The following is a 23,776-nucleotide window of genomic DNA, read 5'->3' as shown; positions in this document are numbered from 1 at the left end:
AAGGGTCAAGCAACCGCCGATGCTGCGCCGCACAATCTTGCGCGGGTGTGGCAATCGTGTGACTATTCGGGGTCTTTACGGCTTGATTATCGCGACAGCGGTCGCGCTCAGAACTGCATCTCGTCATAGATCCGGCTGAGGTCGCCGCCCCATTCGCCGTGGTATTTGGCGAGCAGGTCTTCGGCCGGGGTGCGGCCACGCGCAACGGTGTCGCGCAGTGGTTCGAGGAAGCCGGTTTCGTTGTCGCCGCTGGAGTTGGTGCGCGCGCGCGCGGCAAGGCCAGAGGTGGCGATGTCGAGGACTTCGGCGGCGATGTCGAGCAACTTGCCGCCGCCTGCGATCGGCGCGGCGAGGCCCATCTTCGGCACGGAATCGCGCAGCGTCTGGCGTTCCTCGATGGTCCAGTTCTTGACCACGTCCCACGCCGCATCGAGCGCACCCTGATCGTAGAGCAGCCCGACCCACAGGGCCGGCAGCGCGCAGATCTTGCTCCACGGGCCGCCATCGGCGCCGCGCATCTCGAGGAAGCTCTTCAGGCGCACTTCAGGGAAAGCAGTGGAGAGGTGGTCGTTCCAGTCGCTGATCGTCGGGCGCTCGCCGGGCAAGGCGGGCAGCTTGCCGTTCAGGAAATCGCGGAAGCTCTGCCCCGCCGCGTCGATATACAGCCCGTCGCGGAAGACGAAGTACATCGGCACATCGAGCATGTATTCGACATAGCGCTCATAGCCAAAGCCATCCTCGAACACGAACGGCAGCATGCCGGTGCGCGCGGGGTCGGTGTCCGACCAGATATGGCTGCGGTACGAGAGCATGCCGTTGGGCTTGCCTTCGGTGAACGGCGAGTTGGCGAACAAGGCGGTCGCGAGCGGTTGCAGCGCGAGGCCAACGCGGAACTTTTTGGCCATGTCGGCCTCGCTCGAATAATCGAGGTTCACCTGGATGGTGCAGGTGCGCAGCATCATGTCGAGCCCCATGCTGCCGACGCGCGGCATGTGGTTGAGCATGATGCCATAGCGGCCCTTGGGCATGATCGGCAGTTCGGCGCGGGTCTTGTCGGGCCACATGCCCAGCCCCAGGAACCCGGTGTTGGTCTTCTCGCCCACGGCCTTGACTTGGGCAAGGTGGCGTCCGGTCTCGGCGCAGGTCTGGTGCAGGTTTTCGAGCGGTGCGCCCGACAGTTCGAGCTGGCCTGCAGGCTCGAGGCTCACGGTGCCATCGGGGCCGCGCATCGCGATGACGTTGGTGCCGCCGGCAGGGGTGCGTTCCTCGACCGGTTCCCAGCCGAATTCGGTCAAGGACATCAGCAGATCGTGGATGCCGCCGGGCTCGTCATAGCTGGGGGCGTGGTGATCGTTGCGGCAGAACACGAACTTTTCATGCTCCGTGCCGATCCGCCAATCGGCCTTGGGCTTTTCGCCTTCGCGCATCGGCTCTGCGAGCTGCGCGATCGAGGTGATCACGGGATCATCCTGCCCGGTGGTGGTACGTGTGCTCATGATGCGCCCTGAACCCTGAATTGTCTTTGGTCGCTGGCTTTAGTTGCGGCTTGCAACCCAAGCTAGTGTTAAATGTGTAATGGGGAGGATAGCCGGGCTTTCAAGCGACCCAATCGCCCAGCGATGCCATCCATACCGCCGTGGCGGCGATCGCGGCGGTCTCCGCGCGCAGGATTCGCGGGCCAAGCGAGACCGGAACCGCGGCGGGATGGCTGCGGATCGCGGCGTTTTCGGCGTCGGTAAAGCCGCCCTCGGGGCCGATCAGCACCGCCGCCGGGCCGGAATGGCGGGTGAGCGCCTGGCTGAACGAAACACCCCTGTCCTCGTGCAGCCGCTCATCGGCAAAGAACAGGTGACGGCCCTCGGGCCAGGACTTGAGCAGCGCATCGAGCCTGGTCAGCGGCGCGATTACGGGCAATGCGGTGCGTTCGCATTGCTCGGCGGCCTCGATCATCGTCCCGCGCAGCCGGTCGTCCTTGACCTTGTCTACCACCGCGCGGTCGGTCAGCACCGGCACAAAGCGGGCAACGCCCAGTTCGCACGCCTTTTCGGCAAGAAAATCGAACCGTGCCTTCTTGATCGGCGCGGCGCACAGCCAGAAATCGGGCACCGCTTCGCGGGTGCGCAACAGGCTTTCTAAGGTCAGCGTGATGTCGCGTTTGCCGCGTGCGGTGACGCGCGCCAGATATTCGCCGCTGATATCGTCGAACAGCTTCACCGGTGCGCCTTCGGCCAGCCGCATGACATTGACCAGATAATGCGCCTGATTGCCTTCGATGCGCAAAGATGCGCCGATCGCAAGCGGCTGGTCGACGAACAGGCGCGGGGCGGAGCGCGGGGGCCAGGCGGGGGTAGCGGTCATGGCGGCGGGATTAGCCGGGCACGAAGCTTTCGTCTACCGCGCCCCGTCGCCGATGAGCGTGAACGGCGCCCAGGCATTGGGATGGGCCAGCGTGTCGCTGTCCGAATCCTGGCTGGCGTCGTTGCGGATCTCGCGCATTGCCTGCGCAAAGGCTTCGGCGCGCGAGAGAGCAGGGTTGTCGCGCGCGATTTCGATGGTGCGCACCGTCATCTTCGCCGCAACGTCATCGCGCACCGGCCAGTGCGAGGCGAGCAGGGTGCGCGCCCCGGCATAGAAGAAAGCGCGGGCGAGGCCCGACAGCCCCGGTGCGCCCTGCGATCCATCGCCCGCCGCGGTGTTGCACGCCGAGAGGATCACCCAGTCTGCATCAAGCTTGAGCGCAGCCACCTCGGACGCGGTGAGCAGCCCGTCATCGGCCTCGCTCGCCGATGCGGGCGGAGTGAAGACCAGCCCCGGCTCGGCTGCACCTTCGACCTCTCCTGCCATCAGCCCGTGCGTCGCCAGCGCCAGGATGCGCGCGTCGGAGAGCCTCGCCTTGCGGACATTGGCCTCGGTCGCCTGTGCGCCGGTCAGTACGCTGGCCGGGCTCGCGCCCAGAGCGGTGCGCATCGCCGCGAGCTCGATCGCGGTGCCCGGAAGCCGCGCCATCTGCCGGAGCGCTGCGATATTGACCACGCCGCCGCCCGACCGGGTGGTGCCCGGCGCAAACGCCTCTGCTGCCGCCAGCCCCTGCGGCCGGGCGCGCCGGGGATCGCGGCCCTGACCCTTGACGAACACGCCGCGCCCGCCGCCGCCGCGGATCGCTACCTCGCCCTCCAGCACCGGATCGCCAAAGCCAAGGAACGGCTGGCGGGCGGCACCGCCCTTGGTCGGCGATGTTGCCAGCCGGTCGCGCAGGAACTTGAGCGATTGCAGCGAGGGAATCTGGATCAGCGCATGGCTGTCTGCGAACCATCGCGTTCCCCGCAGGCTGGCGGGATCGCCGTCTGCGCCTTCGGGTTTTTGCGTCACCAGCATGCCGAAGGGCAGCGACGACAGCGCGCCTGCCGCCGCGATGAACACATGGCGCTTGCCGCTGATCGTGTCGGCCACGGGCGCGATCAGCTGCTGATACAGCGCAAAGGCGGTGCCGCGATCGAACGGATAGGCGCCTTCGCCCTGGTTGGACCATTCGGCATCCTCGATCGCATCGACCTGGATGTTGGCTCCCACATCCCACAACAGCCGCTTGACCGACGCGGCGATCGCCTCATCGTCCTGCTCGGCGCGATGCCACACCGTCGCGGTGGATGTCACCGCAAAGACATGCGTTCCGGCATCGCTGGGCACGATCAGAAGCGCCGCCTCGTCGGGCGCGAGCAGCGCCTCTGCCTCGGGCTGGGCCAGCGGTTCGGGGCGGACGAGTGCGAAATATTGCGGGAACTCCGAGCGCAGCCGCTGGTCGATCGCGGCGATGCGATCGGCCATCGCCGTGCGGCTGGCGGTCAGGTTGGCGCGAACCTCGGCGCTGCCCGGCGCGGTGTTGCCCAGCGCCTCGTTGTACATGCGCGCGTTTTCGGACCAGCCGGTGCTCAGCGTCTCGCGCTCGCGCACCAGATCGCCCAGCGCGGGATCGATGCTGTCGGCAAGCCCGCGCGCCGCCATCCGCGCGATGGCATCATTGGCGCCGCCGGCGATCGCGCCCTGCAACGCCACGAAGGCCTCGTTGCGAACGGTCGCCAGGTCCTGTTCGCGCGCCAGCCACATCGCGTCGGCCGCCTTGCTGTAATAATCGACCAGGTTGCTGCGCTCGCGCGTGCTTTGGGCTTCGCTGCGCAGATCGGCATCGCCCGATCCGATCCGCTGCCTGAGCCCTTCGAGCAGCATTCGCGCTGGGGCCAGCCGGTCGACCCCCGCCGCGGTGTTGGCGATCCGCGCCCGGACCAGGATGGAAAGCGTGTCGAGACTGTTGGGATGGGGCAGGCCGAAGGTCGCGATCTGGTTTTGCGCGAGATCGGTGTAGATCGCATCGGCCGTGGCGAATTCGTCGCGGTTGACGTGCACCAGCGCCAGCCGCGACTGCGCGGCAAAGCGGATCGGGTGATCGCGCGGCAGCGTCTCGAAGGGAAGGTCCACCACCTGGCGCAGATTGGCCTCCGCCTGCGCGCTCTTGCCGAGCAGCAGCTGGGCGATCCCCAGGTTGGTGCGCGCGATGGTCAGCAGCTGGCTCTGGCCCGAGGATTGCTTAGATCCCAGCTCCAGCACCGATTCCAGGATTTGCTCGGTCGCGGCGAAATCGCGCTGCTGCAGCTTCATGTCCGCGATGTTGGCGCGGGTCTGCAGCACCGAGGCATGGTCGGGGCCCAGCACCTCGGTAAGCTCTGCCAGCGCTGCCTCGTACACCGCTTCGGCCTCCGCAAAGCGCCGCTGCTGGACCAGCAGCAGCGCCAGATTGGCCGCTGCGCCCTGCCAGGTGGGATGCCGGCGGCCATAACGCTCCAGCGCGATCGCCTGGGTCTCGAGCAGATTGGCCTCTGCCTCGACAAAGCGGCCCTGATAGATGTGGACCAGCGCCAGATTGTTGCGCAGCGCCAGAACCTCCTGGTGTTCGCTCCCGAGCAGGCCCGCCAGCACAGGGGAGGATTGCTCGTACAGCGCCTCGGCCTCGGCATAGCGGCCCAGGTTGGTGAGCAGCATCGCATGGTTGGTCGCGACATTGAGCGCATCGCGGTTGTTCTGCCCCCGGGTTTCGCGGACGGTGTCGAGCAGCGCGGCGCTGAGCGGTTCGGCCTCGCTATAGCTGCCTGCCGAAACCAGCAGCGCCACGAGCGTGCCCTGGATGACATGGCGGAAGGTGCTGGTGGGCGGATAATGCTGCCGCGCGACGCCATCTGCACGCTTCATCAGCGCGATGCCTTCGCGGAACTGGCCGGTGTTGAGATAGGCGGTGGCAAGCCCGCGGGCGAGCGCGAGGCTGATATCGCTCGCCTCGCCGGGGTTGGTCAGCGATATCTCATACACCGGTTTCAGGTCCGCTTCGGCCTCGGCAAAGCGAGCCAGCGCGATCCGGATGTTACCAAGCGCCAGCGCCGACAGGAAGGTAGTGGGGTCCTCGGCGCTGCTCGCCGCGCGGGCCCGGTCCAGCGCGTCGCGCGCCAGCGGTTCTGCGGTCACATAATCCCCGGTGCGCTCGAACGAGACCGACAGCAGCGCCAGGGATTCGGTGGTCAGCGGGTGCGTCTTGCCCAATGCCGCCTCCAGCCGGGGCATTGCATCGCGCAGCAGGTCGCGTGCGGCGACGTACTGGCCGGTCTCGATCAGCAGGCTGGCGAGCGTCTTCTGTTCGAGCAGCGTGTCGGGATGATCGGCACCGGGCTCGGTCCGCATGCTCTCCAGCAGCGCCGCCTGCACCGGGATGGCCTCGTCGCGCCGGGCAAGCCGATACAGCAGGTCGATCAGATTGGCTGCGACATCGCGCGTAGCCGGATTGTCCATACCCAGCTGCTCGCGCGAGCCGTCATAGGCGAGAAGATAGGCGTCCACGGCCTCCTCCACCTTGCCTGCATTGAACAGCACCGCGCCCAGATTGGCGCGCGCCTTCAATGCCTCGGGATGGTCGCTGCCCAGCTGCGCCTGATACAGCGCCAGCGCCTTTTGCATCAATGGCTCGGCTTCTGCGGCGCGGCGCGAGAACATGAGGTTGAGCGCATGGTCGTTGAGCGCGCGGGCATAGACGAAGCTTGCATCGCCCAAAGGCTCGGCAAGCTCCACGACCTTAGCGGAGGCCTCGGCAGCGCGGGCATAGTCGTTCGCGCCATAGGCTTCGGCATCGAGCGCGCGGTACCGCTCGATTTCCTCCATCAGCGGGTCGGCCTTTGCAGGGGCGGCGGCGGATTCGTCCGCCGGCATGTCGGTCTTCGAGGACTGTGCGTGCACCGGCGGATGAATGGCCAATAGCGCAGCCAGCGCCAGAGGGGCGATGCGCGGCGTCATGGGAGCGTACCGCTATACGACACAGGTGAGGGGAGGGCGCTTGCCAAGCAAGCCGGACCGGAAACCATGGTTTGTCCCCGCGCAGCACCGGGCACCGCAACTGCGGCTATCCCGATAGGTTGGCGCGACCCGAACGCCCCAGTTGTGCGCACGAACGGCCCGCGATGCAAGGGGCATCGGCGGGACCAGCGAACTGCAGGATGTGGTAGGCTGGGGTATAAGCCCGGGCGCGATGAGAAGGGGGGAGGATCGCGCGCCCGGGCTCATGTTTGTGAGGACGACATTTGGAGGGGGGCTTGGTCTGTCGTCCTGAATGAAAAACCAAGATCGCCAATTTTGGTTCCAACAAAAAACATGCGCGAGATATTTTTTTTGATGCGCCTGTTTGCCGGAGGGATGGGGTAGCAGCGAGGCGATAGGCACGCGCGCGCCGGGCACAAAAAAACGGGGCCCGAAGACCCCGTTTTCCTGATTCATTGGATCAGTGCGATCCAACCAGTCTGATCGAAATCAGGGGCTGGTCGGGGTGTCGCTGTCCTGATCGGCAGCGATCACGATACCACCGATCACGGCTGCAGCAGCCACGATACCGATGATGATGCCGGTGCCGCCAGCAGCTTCGCTATCCTCAGTCGAGGTAGCCGAAACGCGCTGTGCGCCAGCCTGTGCCAGTACCGGCGTCGCGGCGATGGCAAGTGCAGCAAGAGTAGCTGCAGCAATACGATTCTTCATTATAGCCTCCGTCACGTCTTTAGTTTGGTTCCCTAACCCATTGAGAGAACAGGGATTGCAACCCGTTTCGAAAAGAGTGTTTTATGAGCTCTTCCCGACGCTCAATGCCCAACTAGGGCGAAAGTTCCCGCCATGCAAGGTGGAATCCATGCTCGGTCCGCCGCAAAAAGGCTTTTGTGGCAAGCTGTTGCACGCGCGCAACGAATGCTTTCTGGATGGTTAATGCTGCGCAAAAAGCCGTTCACTTCTTGCCGCGCGCTTCGAAGCGGCGAACACCACCGATCCAGGTTTCGACGACCTTGGCATTGCGCAGTTCGCTCGGGCTGCTGAGCAGCGGGTCGACATCGAGCAGGATGAAGTCCGCGCGCATGCCCGGCTGCAGCGTGCCGAAGCGGTCCTCGGCAAATCCGGCATAGGCGCCGCCGCGGGTGAACGCATCGATCGCCTGTACCCGTCCGAGCCTTTCTTGCGGCTGCCATCCGCCGAACGGCTGCCCATCTGCTCCCTCGCGGGTGATCGCGGCTGCGAGCCCGGCAAAGGGGTCGGGCGATTCCACCGGGGTGTCCGATCCGAAGGCAAGCGGGACCTTGGCATCGACCAAAGACTTCCACGCATAGGCACCGGCGAGCCGGGCGGGGCCCAGCCGCGCCTCGGCCATCGTCCGATCGGATATCTGGTGCACCGGCTGCATCGAGGCGATGATACCGTTCCTGGCAAAGCGCGGAATGTCGACCGGATCAATGATCTGCGCATGTTCGATCCGCCAGCGCCGGTCGCCCTTGTAGTCCTTGGCGAGCTCCTCGATCGCGGACAGCGCCTGTGCGTTGGCACCATCGCCGATGGCATGCGCGGCGACCTGGAAGTCGTCCATTGCCGCGCGGCTCATCATGTTGAGCAGCTGGGTGTCGTTGACGAAGGCGAGGCCGCGCTCGCCGGGCTTGTCGGCATAATCGGCCTTGAGCAGCGCGCCGCGCGATCCCAGCGCGCCGTCGAGATACAGCTTCACCCCGTTGAGCCGCAGCCGGTCGTCGTAAAGCCAAGGCGTCGGGCGCGGGCCGCCGATCGCGACCATCGCGTCGATCCCGGCCGCATAGGCCATGATCCGGACATACAGCCGCCGCTCGTCACCCGCGCGGCGATAGGCCTGCCAGTCGTCGATCGTCGTGCCCATGTCCGCGATGACGGTGATGCCCAGCGCCAGCAGATGGTCCTGCGCCGCGATCAGCGCCGCATCGCGATCGACCGCGCGCGGCGGTGGTACCGATTTGGAAACAAGGCTCTCGGCGGCATCGACGAACACGCCCGCAGGCTTGCCACCGATCCGCTCGACGCGGCCTCCCGGCGGATCCTTGACGTCGGGCTTGACGCCGGCTGTCCTCATCGCGGCGCTGTTGGCCCAGCCGGCATGACCATCGACCCGCTCGAGCCACACAGGGCGGTCGGGCACGACGGTGTCGAGGTCCGCTGCGGTGGGGAAGCGGCCAAGGCCCCATTTTTCCTGGTTCCAGCCGCGTCCGATGATCCATGGGCGCGACGGGTTCTCGTCGGCATAGGCCTTGATCAGCCCCAGCGCCTCTTCAAGCGAGCGCGTGCCCGACAGGTCGAGCGTCAGCAGCGAAAAGCCCAGCCCCATGACATGGCCGTGCGCATCGATGATGCCCGGCATCAAAGTGCGGCCTTCGCCGTCGAGCTTGTAGTCGAGCTTTTCGGGGCGCTTGTCGCGGCGCTCGAGCAGGGCTTTCACCTTGCCGTCATCGTCGATGACCAGCCCGGTAAAGCTGACCACCTTGCCCTTGGCGTCGAGCGTCATGCCGTTGACGTTTTCGATCAGCCCATCGGCGAGCGCAGGCACAGAGGCGCTGGCGAGCAATGCGGCGGCGAGCGCGAGGACGCGCGGAAGGGTCCGGGCGATCACTTGCGCGGCAGCCTGCGAACGAGGGCGCTGGTATCCTGACGCCCTGCGCCCAGATGCTGGGCTTCGGCGAAGAACTGGTCGAGCAGCGCCGCCACCGGCAGCGACGCGCCGTTGTTGCGCGCCTCGTCGAGCGCGAGGCCAAGGTCCTTGCGCATCCAGTCGATGGCAAAGCCGAAATCGAAGCTGTCTTCCGACATCGTCTTCCAGCGGTTGTCCATCTGCCAGCTTTGCGCCGCGCCGCCCGAAATGGCGGAGAAGACCTTGTCGAGATCGAGCCGGCTCGCCTGCGCAAAGCGCATCGCCTCGCTCAATCCGCCCAGCACACCGGCGATGCAGATCTGGTTGACCATCTTGGTGGTCTGGCCGTCGCCGGGGCCGCCGACATGGACGATGCGGGTGGCATAGCTCTTGATGATCGGCCGTGCGGCATCGACCGCGTCCTTCTTGCCGCCGCACATGATCGCCAGCGTGCCGTTTTCGGCGCCCGCCTGCCCGCCGGTGACCGGACCATCGACGCACAGGATGCCTTTGGCGCGGCCCTCTACCGAAATCTGCCGGGCGATGGTGGCCGATACCGTGGTGTGATCGATGAACACCGCGCCCTTGGGCAGCGTGTTGAACGCGCCCTGGCGGCCCATGATCACCTGCGCCAAGTCATCGTCATTGCCGACACAGGTGATGACCGCGTCCATGCCCTCGGCAGCGTCTGCCGGGGTTGCCGCGATCCGCACCGTGCCAGCCAGATGCGGATTGGCCTCGAGCCAGCCTTGCACCTTGGCCGGGCTGCGATTGTACAGCGCCAGAGAATGTCCATTGTTGCCCAGATGGCGGGCCATGGGGCCGCCCATCACACCGATGCCGATAAATGCTATATTTGCCATGGCGGTGCCTTAACGGATGTTTTCAATCCGCGCCATATCGGTTAGGTGCCGCAGCCGACATGACCAGCCCCACCGCCCAGCTCACCCTCGAGACCATCCGCGCCGCGCACCAGCGGATCGCCGGAGCGATCGTCCGTACCCCCACGCTTGTCAGCAGGACCTTGTCGGCGATTACCGGGGCGACGGTCTATCTCAAGTTCGAGAACCTGCAGTTCACCGCGGCGTACAAGGAACGCGGCGCGCTCAATTTCCTCTCCCAGATGACCGAAGAGGCCAAGGCCAAGGGCGTGATCGCGGCCTCTGCCGGCAACCACGCGCAGGGTCTGGCCTGGCACGGCACCCGACTGGGTGTTCCGGTCACCATCGTGATGCCCAAGACCACGCCCACCATCAAGGTGCAGCAGACCGAGGCGAACGGGGGCAAGGTCATCCTGTTCGGCGAGAAATACGACGACGCCTATGCGCACGCCCGCGAGCTCGAGGTGACCGAGGGGCTGACCTTCGTCCACCCGTTCGACGATCCGGTGATCGCAGCAGGGCAGGGAACGGTCGCGATCGAGATGCTCGAGGATGCGCCCGAGATCGATCATTTCGTCATCCCGATTGGCGGCGGCGGGCTGTTCTCCGGAATGGGCACCGCAGCGCGCGCGCTCAAGCCGGGCATCAAGCTGACAGGCGTGCAGGCGCAGCTCTATCCCAGCATGTACAACACGGTGAAGGGCACCAATTACCCATGCGAGGGCGACACGCTCGCCGAAGGCATCGCGGTCAAGCAGCCCGGCGATTTCACGCGCGAGATCGTCCGTGCGCTCGCCGACGACATCGTGCTGGTGACAGAGCCCCAATTGGAAACCGCGGTCAGCCTGTTGCTGCAGATCGAAAAGACTGTGGCCGAAGGCGCAGGCGCCGCGGGGCTGGCCGCTTTGCTCGCTGAGCCCGAGCGCTTTGCCGGGCAGACCGTGGGCGTGGTGCTGTGCGGCGGCAACATCGACACGCGGCTGCTCGCCAACGTGCTGCTGCGTGATCTGGCGCGATCGGGCCGCCTCGCCCGCCTGCGCATCGCGTTGCAGGACCGCCCAGGCGCGCTATTCAAGGTGATGCGCCAGTTCGACGCGCATCAGGTCAACATCATCGAGATATACCACCAGCGCGTCTTCACCAACCTCCCCGCCAAGGGCCTGATCACCGACATCGAATGCGAAGCGCGCGATCGCGGCCAGCTCGAAGCGCTGATCACTTCGCTGAAGGCCAGCGGCTATGATGTGGGTCTGGTCGAGGTGGCTTGAGGGGGCGTCTTTTGCGTTCTGGACAAGCCCACCCCGGTCCAGCAAGCTGGACCTGCCCCTCCCGCAACCGGTAGGGGAGAGGGTTGGCGCAAGCTCTCTCCCCTACCGCTTGCAGGAGCGGTGGCCGAAGGCCGGGGTGGGCCTGAAATAATGCAGAAAATGATCGTCGCAATGCTGCTCCGGCGAGCGAAAAGGCCGAAGCACACCCCCCGGATTCAGCATGAATCCTTTCTTTATCCACAGCGCAGCGCAGTCTGCCGCCAAATTGACTCGACTTGGCGTGGCTTAACCATGAAAGTTGGTTAACCGGCTTGGCGGTGCCCCGGGTTATCGATCATACCGGGCTCGGGTCACTTTCCCGTACGACAGGCAACCAGAAACAAGGATCGTTCCACACGTGAGCGCACCGGCACGCTTCCCCCGATTCTTCGTCACCAACCCCGGTCCGTGCCCCTATCTGCCGGGCAAGAGCGAGCGCAAGGTGTTCACCGAGCTCAACGGCCCGCATGCCGACGAGCTCAACGATGCGCTGAGCCGCATCGGCTTTCGCCGCAGTCAGAACGTCGCCTATCGCCCCAGCTGTCTCGATTGCCGCGCTTGCGTTTCGGTGCGGGTGGTGGCGGAAAAGTTCGTGCCCAGCCCCGGCCAGCGCAAGCTGCTCAAGCGCAATCGCGATCTCATCGTCTCCGCCTGTCGTCCCTGGTCGACGCAGGAGCAGTACGATCTGCTGCGCCGCTATCTCAAGGCGCGCCACCCCGGCGGCGGCATGTCCGAGATGGATGACATGGACTATGCTGACATGGTCGAGCATTCGCCCGTGCGCAGCTATGTCATCGAATATCGCGAGCCCAACCCCGATGGCAGCGCGGGCAAGCTTGTCGGCGCGTGCCTCACCGATCAGCAGGGCGATGGGCTGTCGATGATCTACAGCTTCTACGAACCCGAGCATCCGACCCGGCGCGGGCTTGGCAACTACATCATCATGGATCACATCCAGCGCGCGGCGCGGGCGCGGTTGCCCTATGTGTATCTGGGCTATTGGGTAAAATCTTCGCCGCGCATGCAGTACAAGATCAAATATCAGCCGCTTGAGCTGCTTGGTCCCGATGGCTGGCATCCCTTCGACCTTGAACGCGACGCGGGCGAGGTCTAGACGTTTCGGGCGGCCTCGGGATCAAGCCCGTACGCGTTGAAAGCAATTAGGGTTGATGAGTCTGGCTGATCGCGCTTGCCTGGCAACGGCCTGGACACTGGCTTTGCTGGCCGCCGGCACCGCGATGCCGCAATCCGCGCGCGCACAGGCCGCAGCCGCCGACCCCGCCGCTGCGGAAGCCGCCGCGCCCGATCTGCCAGCTGAGCCAGCCCCGCCGCCGCAGCTCGATGACCCGCTGGGGATCGATCCGCTTGCCCCGTTGGACCAGCTTCCCGGCATGGAGGTCGAATGGCCCGATGGCGGCGATGTGCCGCCCTGGCCGGGCGAATTTGCGGTGGAAGACACGCTGCCTTCAGAAACCCAGGCCGCCGATGCATCCGACAGCGCCAATCCCGACAGCGTCGCGACCGGTGCCGACGATGTCCGCGATGGCCTTGTGGCATCGGCGCTGCCGGCTGCAGAAGACTTGGCAGATGCCCCAGGCGATGGCGCGGATTCCGCCGCCGACCGCCGCGCCGAGCGCCAGGCAGAGCGCGAGCAGCGCCGCGCAGAACGGCAGGCGCTGCGCGAGATCGACGATGGCGATGTGCGCTATCAGGTGGTGGTCAACTTCGTGCCGTCCGAGGATCTGAAGGCGCTCGACCAGGGTGCGTTCACCAGCCGCTTCCGCGCGCTCTCGACGCTCGAACGGCTGGCGGACGACGACGCCAACCTCGCGCAGGTCAACCGCCGCGCGCGCGACGACCGCGATCTGCTCGACACCATGCTCCATGTCTATGGCTTTTACGATGCCGATGTCCGCAATTCGGTTGCGCGGATCGAGGGGCAAGAGAGGGTCGCGCTGACCTTCGATATCACCGCAGGGCCGCTCTACACGCTGAGCGCGATCGATCTGGCGGGGCTCGATGCTGTTGGCGTCGATGTGCCCGCGATGCGCGCAGCCTTCGGCATGAAGGTGGGGGACCCCGCCAATTCCGACACCATCGTCGCAGGACGACTGGCGCTGCTGACCGGGTTGCTCGAAACGGGCTTTCCCTTTGCCGAAACCGGCGAGCCCGATCTGCTGGTCGACCACGACCAGCGCAGCGGCGCGCTGACCCTGGCAGTCAAGCCCGGCGGGCAGTATCGCTTTGGCGGTATCGTCACCGACGATGATGACCTGTTCGGATCACGCCATCTTCAGCGGATCGCGCGCTTCGACCGCGGCGATATCTTCCAGGCCTCCGATGTCGACGATCTGCGCCGCGCGATCCTGGCAACCGGGCTGGTCTCTACGATCACGCTGACCCCCGTAGCCGCGACACCGCCTGCAGGGACCGAACCCGGCACCGTCGACATCGCGGTCGATACCGTGGCAGCGCCGCTGCGTACCATTGCGGGTGCGGTCGGCTATGGCACGGGGGAAGGCTATCGCGCCGAGGTCAGCTGGGAGCATCGCAACTTCTTCCCGCCCGAAGGCCTGGTGCGCGCCCGCGCGGTGGGCGGCACGCAGGAACAGCTGATCAACCTGGTCTATCGCCGCAACAATTTCATGACCCGCGACCGCGTGCTGACCGCGCAGGTGCTGGCGAGCAACATCAACCGCGATGCCTTCGAGGCGCGCACCTTCCTCGTCTCGGCCTCGCTCGAACGGCAGACCAACCTGATCTTCCAGAAGAAATGGACCTGGTCAGTGGGGGGCGAGCTGGTGCTGACCGATGAACGCGATGGCCGCTCGCGCATCGTCGGCGGCAGCCGCCGGACTTTCTTCATCGCCGCGCTGCCGACATCCTTGACCTATGACGGCAGCGACGATCTGCTCGATCCGGGCAAGGGTTTCCGGCTAGGCGGGCGCGTGTCGCCCGAATATTCGCTGCAATCGGGCAGCCAGGGCTATGTGCGGATTCAGCTCGACGGCAGCTATTACCAGCCGGTGTCGGACAGGATCGTGATGGCGGGCCGGGTGCGGCTGGGCAGCACCTTTGGAGCCGACCGTTTCGACATCGCGCCTTCGCGGCGCTTCTATGCGGGCGGCGGCGGATCGGTGCGCGGCTACGGCTTCCAGCGGATCGGCCCGCGCGATGGCAATGACGATCCCATCGGGGGCAACGGCCTTGCCGAGTTCTCGCTCGAGGCGCGGGTGCGGTTCGGCGATTTCGGGGTGGTGCCGTTCTTCGATGCGGGCAATGTCTACGCCAACAGCGTCCCCGATTTCAGCGGGCTGCGCTATGGGGCGGGCATCGGCGTGCGCTATTACAGCAGCTTCGGTCCGCTGCGCATAGATGTCGCAACGCCGCTCAACCGCCAGACGGGCGACAGCCGGATCGGCGTCTATATCTCGCTGGGGCAGGCGTTCTGATGGCAGAGGAGCCGATCACCCCGCCCGACGCCGTGGATGCGCCCACACCGCGCAGGCCGGTGCGCTGGGTGCGCGGGCTTTTGCTCACCGTGCTCGGGCTGGCGGTCGCGATCGGGGCGCTGGTGCTCGCGCTCGATACCGGGCCGGGGCGCCGATTCATTGCGGAGCAGCTGGCGGGCTATCAGCTCAAGTCCGGGCTCAAGCTGCGCGTCGCGCGGATCGATGGGTCGATCTATGGCAAGGCGGTGCTGCGCGGGGTCGAGGTGTACGATACCAAACGCGTGTTCCTCACCGCTTCGACCGTCGATCTCGACTGGCGGCCGCTGCGCTTCCTCGCCAACCGGCTGGACATCCGCGATCTCGTCATCCGGCGCGGCGAACTGCGCAGCCTGCCCGTGCTCAACCCCGGCGATCCCGACGATCCGCTGCTGCCGGCATTCGATATCCGCATCGATCGGCTGCGCGCCGATGGCTTTGTCATCCGGCAAGGCATCGCCGGTGCGCGCCGGGTCGGAAACATCGCCGGCAAGGTCGATATCCGCTCGGGCCGGGTGCTGGTCGATGCGCGCGCGGCGCTGACCGACGGCACCGACCGGCTAGCGGTCACTCTCGATGCGATGCCAGACCAGAACCGGCTGATGATCGATGCCGATGTCACCGCGCCAGCCAACGGCGCGATCGCTGCGATCGCCGGGATGAACCAGGATCTGACCGCCTCCATCAAGGGCCGCGGCGACTGGGATTTCTGGCAGGGCAAGCTCGCTGTAACATTGGGCCCCGGCGAACTCGCCGCGATCGACATCAACCAGCGCGAGGGCAATGTGCGGATGACGGGCTATGTCCGTCCCGCGCCGCTGATCGGCACGCAGATGGCACGCGCGCTGGGTCCGGCGGTGGGCCTGTCGGCGAATGGCACGCTCGATGCCCGGGTGCTTTCGGGCACGCTGGCGCTCGCGGCGCAGGCGGGCACGCTCAACGCCGAAGGGGCGATCGATCTGGGCGAAAACCGCTTCGACGGGCTCGAACTCGTGGCGCTGCTGACACGGCCGCAGCTGCTCGCTCCCGGGCTGGAGGCGCGCAACCTGCGCGGCGCGATCACGCTTGACGGTGCATTCACCGATCTTGCTGCGCCCTATCGGCTGACCGCCGACCGGCTGGCGCTGGCGGGGCTCAGCGCCGATACGGTGCGCGCGGAAGGGACGCTGACCCGCACGGGCAGCGACTTCACGATTCCGGTCAAGGTCAGCGCAACGCGCGTCGTCACCGGCAATGCCTATGGCGACCGGCTGGCCAGCGGGCTGGCTGGCGAAGGTGTCGTGCGGATGCGCGAGGGGCAATTGAGCAGCGATCCGATCCGGCTCGCCAGCCGCGCCTTCACCGCTCTGGTCCAGCTTTCGGGCAGCGCTCAGCGCGGGCGCTATCTGGCGGTCGCCGATGTCCGGCTGCCCGCTTTCGGGGTCGAGAATGTCGGCGATGCCGATATCGATGCCAATGTCCGCCTCGCCTTTGGCGGCGGTGCGGGCTGGGACATGCTGGGCGATGTTCGCGTGCTGATGCGCCGTGTGGTCAACGAGACGGTAGTGACGCTGATCGGCCCTGCTCCGCGCTTTGCAGCCAAGTTTAGCTACGGCGCGGGCCAGCCCCTCGTGCTGCGTGATGCCAGCCTTGCGGCAGAGAAGCTCGCGCTGCAGGGCGGCGGACGGGTGGAGAGTGATGGCCGCATCGTGTTGCGCGCCAGCGGACGTCACCGCGATTACGGCCCGCTCGATGTCAGCGCGGATTCGATCCGGGGAGACACCCGCGCGGTGCTTACGCTCGACGAGCCGCTGCCGGCGCTGGGGGTGCGCGAACTGCGGCTCGCGCTGGGCACCGTGCCCGATGGCTTTTCGGTCGACGTGACTGGCCAGTCCACGCTGGGTCCGCTCGAAGGCGCAACGCGGATCTACGCGCGCGAGGCCGGGCGCACGCTGATCGAGATCGAGCGCTTCACCGTGTCGCAGGCGCTATTTGCGGGGGATATCTTCGCGACCCGCGCCGGGATCGAGGGCGCGCTCACCGTGTCCGGGGGCGGTATCACCGGCAATGTCACGCTCGATCCGCGCGCGCAGGGGCAGGGGGTCAAGGCGCTGCTCGATCTCGCCAATGCACGGTTCGACGGCGATGTGCCGATCACCATCAACCGGGGTTCGGTCGAAATCGACGCGCTGATCGCCGAGGGCCGTAACACGGTCACCGGTTCGATCCGTGCGCAGGGCATCGGACGCGGTCCGCTGTTCATCGGGCGGCTGGCGGCGAATGCCAATCTGGTGAACGGCGAAGGCAAGGTCACTGCATCGATGACGGGCAAGCGCGGCAGCAACTTCGATCTGCAGACGAGCGTTCAAGTAGCCCGCGATGCCCTGGTGATCGCGGGCAACGGCCAATATGGCAACCGGCGGCTGCGTCTGATGCGCCCGGCGCGGCTAAGCAAGCTCGACGATGGCGGCTGGCGGCTGGCACCGGCGGTGCTGCGCGTCGGACGCGGACGGATCGGCGCGCAGGGCCGCATAGGCGGCGGGCTGACCGATGTCACCGCGCAGTTCAACACGGTGCCGATGGCGCTGTTCGATGTCGCGGTTCGCGAGCTCGGCTTCGGCGGCAATGCCTCGGGCACGCTCAATTATCGCCAGGCCGAAGGCGGGGTGCCGACGGGCAAGGCCAGCCTCAAGCTCGACAACATCACCCGCACCGGCCTGATCGCAAACTCGCGCCCGGTCGATATCTCGGCCAATCTGGCGCTGACGGCCGATGCCCTCGCGATGCGCGCGGTGATTGCCGAGCAGGACAAGACCGTCGGCCGCGCGCAGGCCCGGATCAGCGGCCTGCCCGCCGGGTTCGATCTGTTCGGGCGATTGCAGCGCGGCACGCTTGCGGGGCAATTGCGCTTCAACGGCCCGGCAGATTCGCTGTGGCGGCTGCTGGGGATCGAGGCGTTCGATGTCACCGGCCAGGTCGGCGTGGCTGCCGACCTTTCGGGCAGCCTGCTCGATCCGCGGATAAACGGCGTGCTTGCGACGCGCACCGCGCGGCTGGAAAGCGGAGTCGCTGGCACGGTGATCACCGACATCGCCTCGCGCGGGCAGTTCAACGGGTCGCGGCTGACCTTCTCCAGCTTCAGCGGCAAGGCGGGGCCTAACGGCACGATATCGGGATCGGGCTATGTCGATTATGGCGGGCTGTTCGCCTCGCCCTCGCAGGGCGTGGCGGTCGAGATGCGGGCCAATGCGAAGAACGCGCAATTGGTCAACCGCGACGATTTCGGCGCGACCGTCACCGGGCCGCTCACCATCTCGTCGAGCGGCACATCGGGAACGCTTGGCGGGGATGTCGTGCTCAACCGCGGCCGCTTCCGCCTCGGCCAGTTCAACGCGGCGCAGGCGCTGCCAGTGATCAACGTGCGCGAGATCAACCGCCGCGCCGACGAGGCACCGCGCCGCCAGCGCCCCGCGATCTGGCGCTACGATGTCAAGGCACGCGCGACCAACCAGTTCACCGTCACTGGGCTCGGGCTCAACAGCGAATGGGGCGCCAATGTCACGCTCACCGGAACGATCGATGCGCCGCGGATCACCGGCCAGGCCGATCTGGTGCGCGGCGAATATGAGTTTGCCGGGCGCGAGTTTGATCTGGTGCGCGGGCGGATAAATTTCCGCGGCGAAACCCCGCCCAATCCCTCGCTCGACATCGCAGCCTCGGCCAATCTCACCGATCTCAACGCCACGATCAACGTCCGCGGCACGGGTCTGGCGCCGGAGATCAGCTTCACCAGCACGCCCGCGCTGCCCGAGGACGAGCTGCTCGCGCGGCTGCTTTTCGGGTCGTCGATCACCGATATCTCCGCGCCGGAAGCGGTGCAGCTGGCCGCAGCTCTGGCCTCGCTGCGCGGTGGCGGCGGGCTCGACCCGATCAACGCGCTGCGCGGGGCGATCGGGCTCGACCGGCTGCGCATCGTCGAGGGCAACCAGACGCTTGGGCAGGGCACCAGCATCGCGGCGGGCAAGTACATCACCCGCAACACCTATGTCGAGATCGTCACCGATGGGCGCGGCTATTCGGCGACGCAGGTGGAGTTCCAGATCACGCGCTGGCTGTCCTTGCTGTCGTCGATCTCGACTATCGGTCGCCAAAGCGCCAATGTGCGGATATCGAAGGATTATTGAGGCGGGCATTGCCCAGCCGTACCACCTCGGCTCGGCCTGAGCGGGCATGGGTGCCAGGCAGAACAACGACCGGAGAGGAAGCGGTGTGCAGACGATCAAATGGGGGGCTATCGCGCTGGCGCTGGTGCTGCTCGGCATCAGGCTCGCCGATGGCACGTCGGTGGCGGCCATGCTGACCGGAGCGGGCGAAGACAAGCCGATCATGCAATGGCCCGATCTGCTCGACCAGCCGCGTCCGGCGGCCGACCGCACGCTGACCTATGGCGCCGACCCGCTACAGCTGGTCGATGTCTGGCTGCCCAAGGACAAAGGGCCGCATCCTGTCGTGGTGATGATCCACGGCGGCTGCTGGCAGACCGAAATCGCAACCCGCGACATCATGAACTACATCGCCGATGATCTGCGCAAAGACGGCATCGCGGTGTGGAACATCGAATATCGCGGGGTCGACCGGGGCGGCGGCTATCCCGGCACCTATCAGGATGTCGGCGCGGCGGCGGATCTGCTCGCCGGCCAAGCCAAGGCGCTGAACCTCGACCTTACGAACACGGTCGCCATCGGCCATTCGGCGGGCGGCCATCTGGCGCTGTGGCTGGCGGCGCGTCAGGCGCTGCCTGCGAACGAACCGCTGCGTGGGAGCACGCCGCTGCGCATCGACGCGGCAATCAGCCAGGCGGGGATCGCCGATCTGCGCGCCGCGATGAAGCGCGAGGGCCATGCCTGCGGCACCGATGCTCCGACGAAGATGGCGGGCGATGCGTTCGCGCTGACCTCGCCACCCGAAATGCCGGTGAGCAAGGCGCGGCAGATCCAGTTTCACACCGACAAGGACCGTATCGCGCCGCCCGAGTACGCGCAAAGCTATGCTGCCGACATGGCAAAGCGCGGCGTGGCGGTGGAAACCCAGATCCATGGGCCCGAAGGCCATGTCGAACTGATCGCGCCGAGCAGCCGCAGCTGGGCTGCGCAAAAGGCGCGGATCAAGCAACTGTTGGGACAATGATGAGCACTGAATACCCCTCGCTTTCCGAAGCCCAGGCCCGTGATGCCGCCGACCCTTTGCGGGCGTGGCGCGACCGGTTCACGCTGCCGCAAGGCGTGATCTATCTCGACGGCAATTCGCTGGGCGCGTTGCCCAAGTCGACGGCGGTCCTGATGCGCGATGCCACCGAACGCCAATGGGGCGAGGGGCTGATCCGCAGCTGGAACGATGCCGACTGGATCGGTGCGCCGCGCCGCATCGGCGACAAGATCGCCCAGCTGATCCGCGCCGCCCCCGGTGAGGTGGTGGTGTGCGATTCGGTGACGGTGAACCTGTACAAGCTGATGCTCGCGCTGCTCGCCTCGCACCCCGGACAGGGCAGGACGATCCTCACCGAAAGCGGCAATTTCCCGACCGATCTGCATGTCGCGGCAGGGGTCGCAAGGCAGCATGGGTTGAGCCTGGACGCAGTGCCGCGCGAGCAGATCGCCGATCGCATCGGGCCAGACACCGCGCTGATCGTGCTTACCCATGTCCATTACAAGACCGGCGAGCGCTTCGACATGGCGGGCGTGCAGGCGCTGGCCGATGCCCACAATGTGCCGCTGATCTGGGATTTGTCGCACTCGGTCGGTGCGGTTCCACTCGACATGGGCGGCGATGCCGCGCGCTTTGCGGTGGGCTGCGGCTACAAGTACCTCAATGGCGGCCCGGGCGCGCCGGGGTTCGTGTACGTCGCGGGCGAGGCGCTGGAGTTTCTGGGTTCACCGATCCAGGGCTGGATGGGGCACGCCGAGCCCTTCGCGATGACCGATGGCTACACGCCTGCGCCCGGCATCGAACGGTTCCTTGCCGGAACGCCGCCGATGCTGTCGCTGCTCGCGCTGGAAGGCGGGGTCGATCTGATGGTCGAGGCCGATGACGCGGCACTGTGGCACAAGTCGCAGGTGCTGTTCGATTTCCTTGCGCAGCTGATGGCCGCGCGCTGCCCCGATCTGGCGCCGATCACGCCGCCGCGCGCGGATCTGCGCGGCAGCCATGCGAGTTTTGCCCATCCGCATGCCTGGCCGATCAATCGCGCGCTGATCGAGGCGGGCGTGATCGGCGATTTTCGCACCCCCGATGTGCTGCGGCTGGGGCTGACCCCGCTCTATCTGGGCTTTGCCGACATCTGGCATGCGGTTGACCGGCTGGCCGCGATCATGGACGATGGCCGCTGGCAGCGCAGCGAATACATGGCCAAAACCAAGGTAACCTGAGGCAAGCTGAAACCATCATGCGAACCTGAACGTTGTACAACAGGCGGGCCATGACGCCGCAACGACGCATGGCCCATAGTCGCAGGGCTGGCCGATAACGGCAAAGCACCTAACGGGAGAGAGACATGAAGCGCCTTCTGGCTTGTCTGGATGTATCGCATTATTCGCAGACCGTGTGTGAGCACGCTGCCTGGGCTGCCCAGCGGCTCGGTGCCACGGTGGAGCTGCTCCATGTCATCCAGCGCAACGCCACCGAGGAGGTCCGCCAGGAGCTGGGCGAAACCATGGACCTGGCCAGCAAGCCAGGTCTGCTCGACGAAATCCTCTCGCTGAAGGTGGCCGAGGGCCAGCTGGCCGAGCGCCAGGGGGAGCTGCTGCTGCAGGCGGCGATCGAGCAGTTGCGCGCGCTGGGCATTTCCGAGGTCGAGACCACGCAGCGCGAAGGCGGGATCGTCGAGACGATCGTCGAGCGCGAGGTGTTCAGCGACATCGTGATCATCGGCAAGCGCGGCGCGCAGGCCAATTTCGCCAAGGGTCATCTGGGCAGCAAGGTGGAACGGGTGGTGCGTCAGAGCCAGAAGCCGGTGCTGGTCGCGACCCGCGTCTTTAAGCAGCCGCAGCGCATCGCCATCGCCTTTGACGGCGGCCCATCAAGCCGCAAGGCGCTCGAATACGTCTCCACCTCGCCGCTGTTTGGCGGGCTGGATATCGATATCGTGCTGGTCGGCGGATATACAGACAGGAACGCGGCGCATATCGACTGGGCCCAGACCCAGTTCACCGGGCGCACCGGGGTCAAGGCGATCCAGCGCGAGGGCGCGCCCGATGGCGTGCTGCAGCAGCTGGCAAGAGAGCGCGCGATCGATATGTTCGTGATGGGCGCCTATGGCCACAGCCCTCTTCGCAACATGCTGGTGGGCAGCACCACGACGCAGATGATCCGGTCGGGCCAGATGTCGGTGCTGCTGTTCAGGTGAGGCGGTCCGCCTGCCATTGCGGATCAGCCGGCCGCCCAAGGCAGGCATCGGTAATTTTACCCGGATAGTATTGACTCGAGTTTTACCCGGATATAATAGGCTGTGAATCCCAGGGAGATTTACGGCATGTCTGGTTATACGGCTTTTCTTGGCGGCAAGGCGATTGCTGCAGGCGACCGCGACGAAGTGGCGAGGGCTGTCCGCGACAGCCTTCACCTCCACGACGGCGCGGTGATGGTGTTTGAAGATGAGACCGGTCGGATCACGGATCTCGATTACCGGTCCGTCACGGCGCAGGGCGCCGGTCGACCCAAGCTTGGCGTCAAAGCGCGCGAAGTAACGCTTCTGCCGCGTCATTGGGAATGGTTGTCACTGCAGCCAGGCGGTGCCTCAGCGGCGCTCAGACGCCTGGTGGAGGAAGCGCGCGGCAAGGGGCAGACAGAGCGCCAGCGCCGCGATGCCGCCTATCGTTTCATGCAGGCCGCGTGTGGCGACATGCCGGGTTACGAAGAGGCATTGCGTGCCCTGTATGCGGGGCGAGAGGATGATCTCACGGCCATACTCCAGCAATGGCCACAGGATATGGCGCGCTATGCCGGCACATTGCTCGGACATGCCCCGAATGAACCCAGGACAGACCCTGCCGCCTTGCCGTCAACGCCTCGGTTTCGCCCGGCTAGTCCAGATACAGCGACCGCAGCCGGGCAACATCCACCGCGGTGATCCCCAGCGTCGCGAGGTAGCCCTCGACCCCGCCATAATCGCGGTCGATCACCTCGAAGAACTGCGCCAGGTGCGATTTGCCCGAGGCGGAGTAGAGCGGCTCGGCCTTGACCCCGCCGGGCTTCTTGGCGGCGGCAGCGTAGTATTGCACGATCGGGTTGTTCGGAAAGTTCGCCGGATCGATCGGCGGCATCTCGTTCTGCGGGCGGCGCAGCTGGGTCGAAAGGTGATAGTCCGCCAGGATCGTCTCGCGGTCGACGCCCAGCGCGCTGAGGATCAGCGCCGAGGCTATGCCGGTGCGGTCCTGCCCGGCGGAGCAATGGTACATCACCGCGCCATCGTCGGCGAGCAGCCGCTTGAACAAAGATCGGTACTGGGGGGCGAGAAGCTTTTCCATGCCGGTGTAGACATATTCGCCCTTCATGCTGCCCATATTGGCCATGAGGGGTTTGAGCGAATAATCGTTGGAAATGAACAGCGCGCCGGTGCGGTCGTCGAGCTGGGTGGCGGCCACCTCGCGCTCCTCGAGCGAGCGCAGATCGACGATGGTGCCGAGGTTCAACCCGCCGAGCAGCGTGTAGTCCTCGTCGGTGAGCAGCGGCAGCGCGCCCGAACGGAACACCTTGCCCCAGCGCACCGTCTTGCCGCCTGCGCCCTTGTACCCGCCCAGATCACGGAAGTTCGATCCTTTGGCCAGCGGCAGCTCGCGCTCCGCCGCCAGCGTCAGCGAGCCATCGCCGCCATCGCGCAGCACGACGAACTGGCGCTTGTTCGCAGGCATGGCGACCACCGCTTCCCGCTTGCGGCTGGCCTTGACCACCGGAATGGCCGCCCCTGCCGCCACCGGCGTGTCGGTGACGATGATGTCGACGGCATCGCTGTCGTTCCAGCTGACCTTGACGCGTTCGGCATCGATGCGGCTGACCATCACGGTATCGACCGCGAGGGCAGGGGCGGTGCCGGTCAGCAGGACCAGCGCGAGGGAGGCTTTGAAGCGCATC

General features: G+C 66.2%; 15 protein-coding genes. 8 read left to right on the top strand and 7 right to left on the bottom strand.

Annotated elements, in window-relative coordinates:
• Positions 1-107: 107 nt before the first annotated feature.
• The 6 genes from B5J99_RS00225 to B5J99_RS00200 form a co-directional block, all read right to left on the bottom strand.
• Positions 108-1,496 (bottom strand): glutamate--cysteine ligase, encoded by a 1,389-nt coding sequence (locus B5J99_RS00225; RefSeq protein WP_054134271.1) that lies wholly within the window; start codon positions 1,494-1,496, stop codon positions 108-110.
• A gap of 100 nt (positions 1,497-1,596) precedes the next feature.
• Complete coding sequence (locus B5J99_RS00220; protein ID WP_117351093.1) at positions 1,597-2,358, bottom strand: 16S rRNA (uracil(1498)-N(3))-methyltransferase; 762 nt, start codon at positions 2,356-2,358, stop codon at positions 1,597-1,599.
• Positions 2,359-2,391: 33 nt separating this feature from the next.
• A complete protein-coding gene (locus B5J99_RS00215; RefSeq protein ID WP_117351092.1) occupies positions 2,392-6,330 on the bottom strand; it encodes a CHAT domain-containing tetratricopeptide repeat protein in 3,939 nt (1,312 codons plus the stop codon).
• A 510-nt stretch (positions 6,331-6,840) separates the two neighbouring features.
• Positions 6,841-7,062, bottom strand: coding sequence for a hypothetical protein (locus B5J99_RS00210; protein ID WP_054134274.1), 222 nt, complete (start codon positions 7,060-7,062; stop codon positions 6,841-6,843).
• Between the two features lie 241 nt (positions 7,063-7,303).
• Positions 7,304-8,977 carry an amidohydrolase gene (locus B5J99_RS00205; RefSeq protein ID WP_245991695.1) on the bottom strand — a complete coding sequence of 558 codons (1,674 nt, stop codon included), beginning with the start codon at positions 8,975-8,977 and terminating at the stop codon, positions 7,304-7,306.
• On the bottom strand, positions 8,974-9,858 hold the full coding sequence (locus B5J99_RS00200; protein WP_117351091.1) for an NAD(P)-dependent oxidoreductase: 885 nt from the start codon (positions 9,856-9,858) through the stop codon (positions 8,974-8,976). The genes B5J99_RS00205 and B5J99_RS00200 overlap by 4 nt, the downstream gene beginning before the upstream one ends.
• Positions 9,859-9,917: 59 nt before the next feature.
• Here B5J99_RS00200 and B5J99_RS00195 point away from each other — a divergent pair, with 59 nt between their 5' ends.
• The 8 genes from B5J99_RS00195 to B5J99_RS00160 all read left to right on the top strand — a co-directional run bounded on the left by B5J99_RS00195 (position 9,918) and on the right by B5J99_RS00160 (position 22,775).
• Complete coding sequence (locus B5J99_RS00195) at positions 9,918-11,144, top strand: threonine ammonia-lyase (RefSeq protein ID WP_117351090.1); 1,227 nt, start codon at positions 9,918-9,920, stop codon at positions 11,142-11,144.
• 397 nt (positions 11,145-11,541) lie between these two features.
• Complete coding sequence (locus B5J99_RS00190; protein WP_054134279.1) at positions 11,542-12,297, top strand: arginyltransferase; 756 nt, start codon at positions 11,542-11,544, stop codon at positions 12,295-12,297.
• 55 nt (positions 12,298-12,352) lie between these two features.
• Positions 12,353-14,635, top strand: a complete 2,283-nt coding sequence (locus tag B5J99_RS00185) for an autotransporter assembly complex protein TamA (RefSeq protein WP_117351089.1) — start codon at positions 12,353-12,355, stop codon at positions 14,633-14,635.
• Positions 14,635-18,834 carry a translocation/assembly module TamB domain-containing protein gene (locus tag B5J99_RS00180; RefSeq protein WP_117351088.1) on the top strand — a complete coding sequence of 1,400 codons (4,200 nt, stop codon included), beginning with the start codon at positions 14,635-14,637 and terminating at the stop codon, positions 18,832-18,834. The genes B5J99_RS00185 and B5J99_RS00180 overlap by 1 nt, the downstream gene beginning before the upstream one ends.
• 85 nt (positions 18,835-18,919) lie before the next feature.
• Positions 18,920-19,837, top strand: coding sequence for an alpha/beta hydrolase family protein (locus B5J99_RS00175; protein ID WP_245991694.1), 918 nt, complete (start codon positions 18,920-18,922; stop codon positions 19,835-19,837).
• On the top strand, positions 19,834-21,075 hold the full coding sequence (gene kynU, locus B5J99_RS00170; RefSeq protein WP_245991693.1) for a kynureninase: 1,242 nt from the start codon (positions 19,834-19,836) through the stop codon (positions 21,073-21,075). Before B5J99_RS00175 ends, kynU begins: the two co-directional genes overlap by 4 nt.
• 125 nt (positions 21,076-21,200) lie before the next feature.
• Positions 21,201-22,052 (top strand): universal stress protein, encoded by an 852-nt coding sequence (locus B5J99_RS00165; RefSeq protein WP_117351087.1) that lies wholly within the window; start codon positions 21,201-21,203, stop codon positions 22,050-22,052.
• Between the two features lie 126 nt (positions 22,053-22,178).
• Complete coding sequence (locus B5J99_RS00160) at positions 22,179-22,775, top strand: DUF2239 family protein (protein WP_117351086.1); 597 nt, start codon at positions 22,179-22,181, stop codon at positions 22,773-22,775.
• On the opposite strand, the gene B5J99_RS00155 is transcribed toward B5J99_RS00160, so the two are convergent.
• A complete protein-coding gene (locus B5J99_RS00155) occupies positions 22,729-23,775 on the bottom strand; it encodes a tyrosine-protein phosphatase (RefSeq protein ID WP_117351085.1) in 1,047 nt (348 codons plus the stop codon). The two genes, B5J99_RS00160 and B5J99_RS00155, sit on opposite strands and share 47 nt — an antisense overlap.
• Position 23,776: the final 1 nt, after the last annotated feature.

Source organism: Blastomonas fulva, assembly GCF_003431825.1.
Lineage (GTDB): Bacteria > Pseudomonadota > Alphaproteobacteria > Sphingomonadales > Sphingomonadaceae > Blastomonas > Blastomonas fulva.
Note: the sequence above shows the minus strand (reverse complement) of the source record. Positions and strands in the feature narration are given on the sequence as shown.

Excerpts from the sequence above, each read along its gene's own strand:
- B5J99_RS00225 (WP_054134271.1), bottom strand. The coding sequence starts at position 1,496 with ATGAGCACACGTACCACCACCGGGCAGGATGATCCCGTGATCACCTCG.
- B5J99_RS00220 (WP_117351093.1), bottom strand. The coding sequence starts at position 2,358 with ATGACCGCTACCCCCGCCTGGCCCCCGCGCTCCGCCCCGCGCCTGTTC.
- B5J99_RS00215 (WP_117351092.1), bottom strand. The coding sequence starts at position 6,330 with ATGACGCCGCGCATCGCCCCTCTGGCGCTGGCTGCGCTATTGGCCATT.
- B5J99_RS00210 (WP_054134274.1), bottom strand. The coding sequence starts at position 7,062 with ATGAAGAATCGTATTGCTGCAGCTACTCTTGCTGCACTTGCCATCGCC.
- B5J99_RS00200 (WP_117351091.1), bottom strand. The coding sequence starts at position 9,858 with ATGGCAAATATAGCATTTATCGGCATCGGTGTGATGGGCGGCCCCATG.
- B5J99_RS00195 (WP_117351090.1), top strand. The coding sequence starts at position 9,918 with ATGACCAGCCCCACCGCCCAGCTCACCCTCGAGACCATCCGCGCCGCG.
- B5J99_RS00185 (WP_117351089.1), top strand. The coding sequence starts at position 12,353 with ATGAGTCTGGCTGATCGCGCTTGCCTGGCAACGGCCTGGACACTGGCT.
- B5J99_RS00180 (WP_117351088.1), top strand. The coding sequence starts at position 14,635 with ATGGCAGAGGAGCCGATCACCCCGCCCGACGCCGTGGATGCGCCCACA.
- kynU (WP_245991693.1), top strand. The coding sequence starts at position 19,834 with ATGATGAGCACTGAATACCCCTCGCTTTCCGAAGCCCAGGCCCGTGAT.
- B5J99_RS00165 (WP_117351087.1), top strand. The coding sequence starts at position 21,201 with ATGAAGCGCCTTCTGGCTTGTCTGGATGTATCGCATTATTCGCAGACC.
- B5J99_RS00160 (WP_117351086.1), top strand. The coding sequence starts at position 22,179 with ATGTCTGGTTATACGGCTTTTCTTGGCGGCAAGGCGATTGCTGCAGGC.
- B5J99_RS00155 (WP_117351085.1), bottom strand. The coding sequence starts at position 23,775 with ATGCGCTTCAAAGCCTCCCTCGCGCTGGTCCTGCTGACCGGCACCGCC.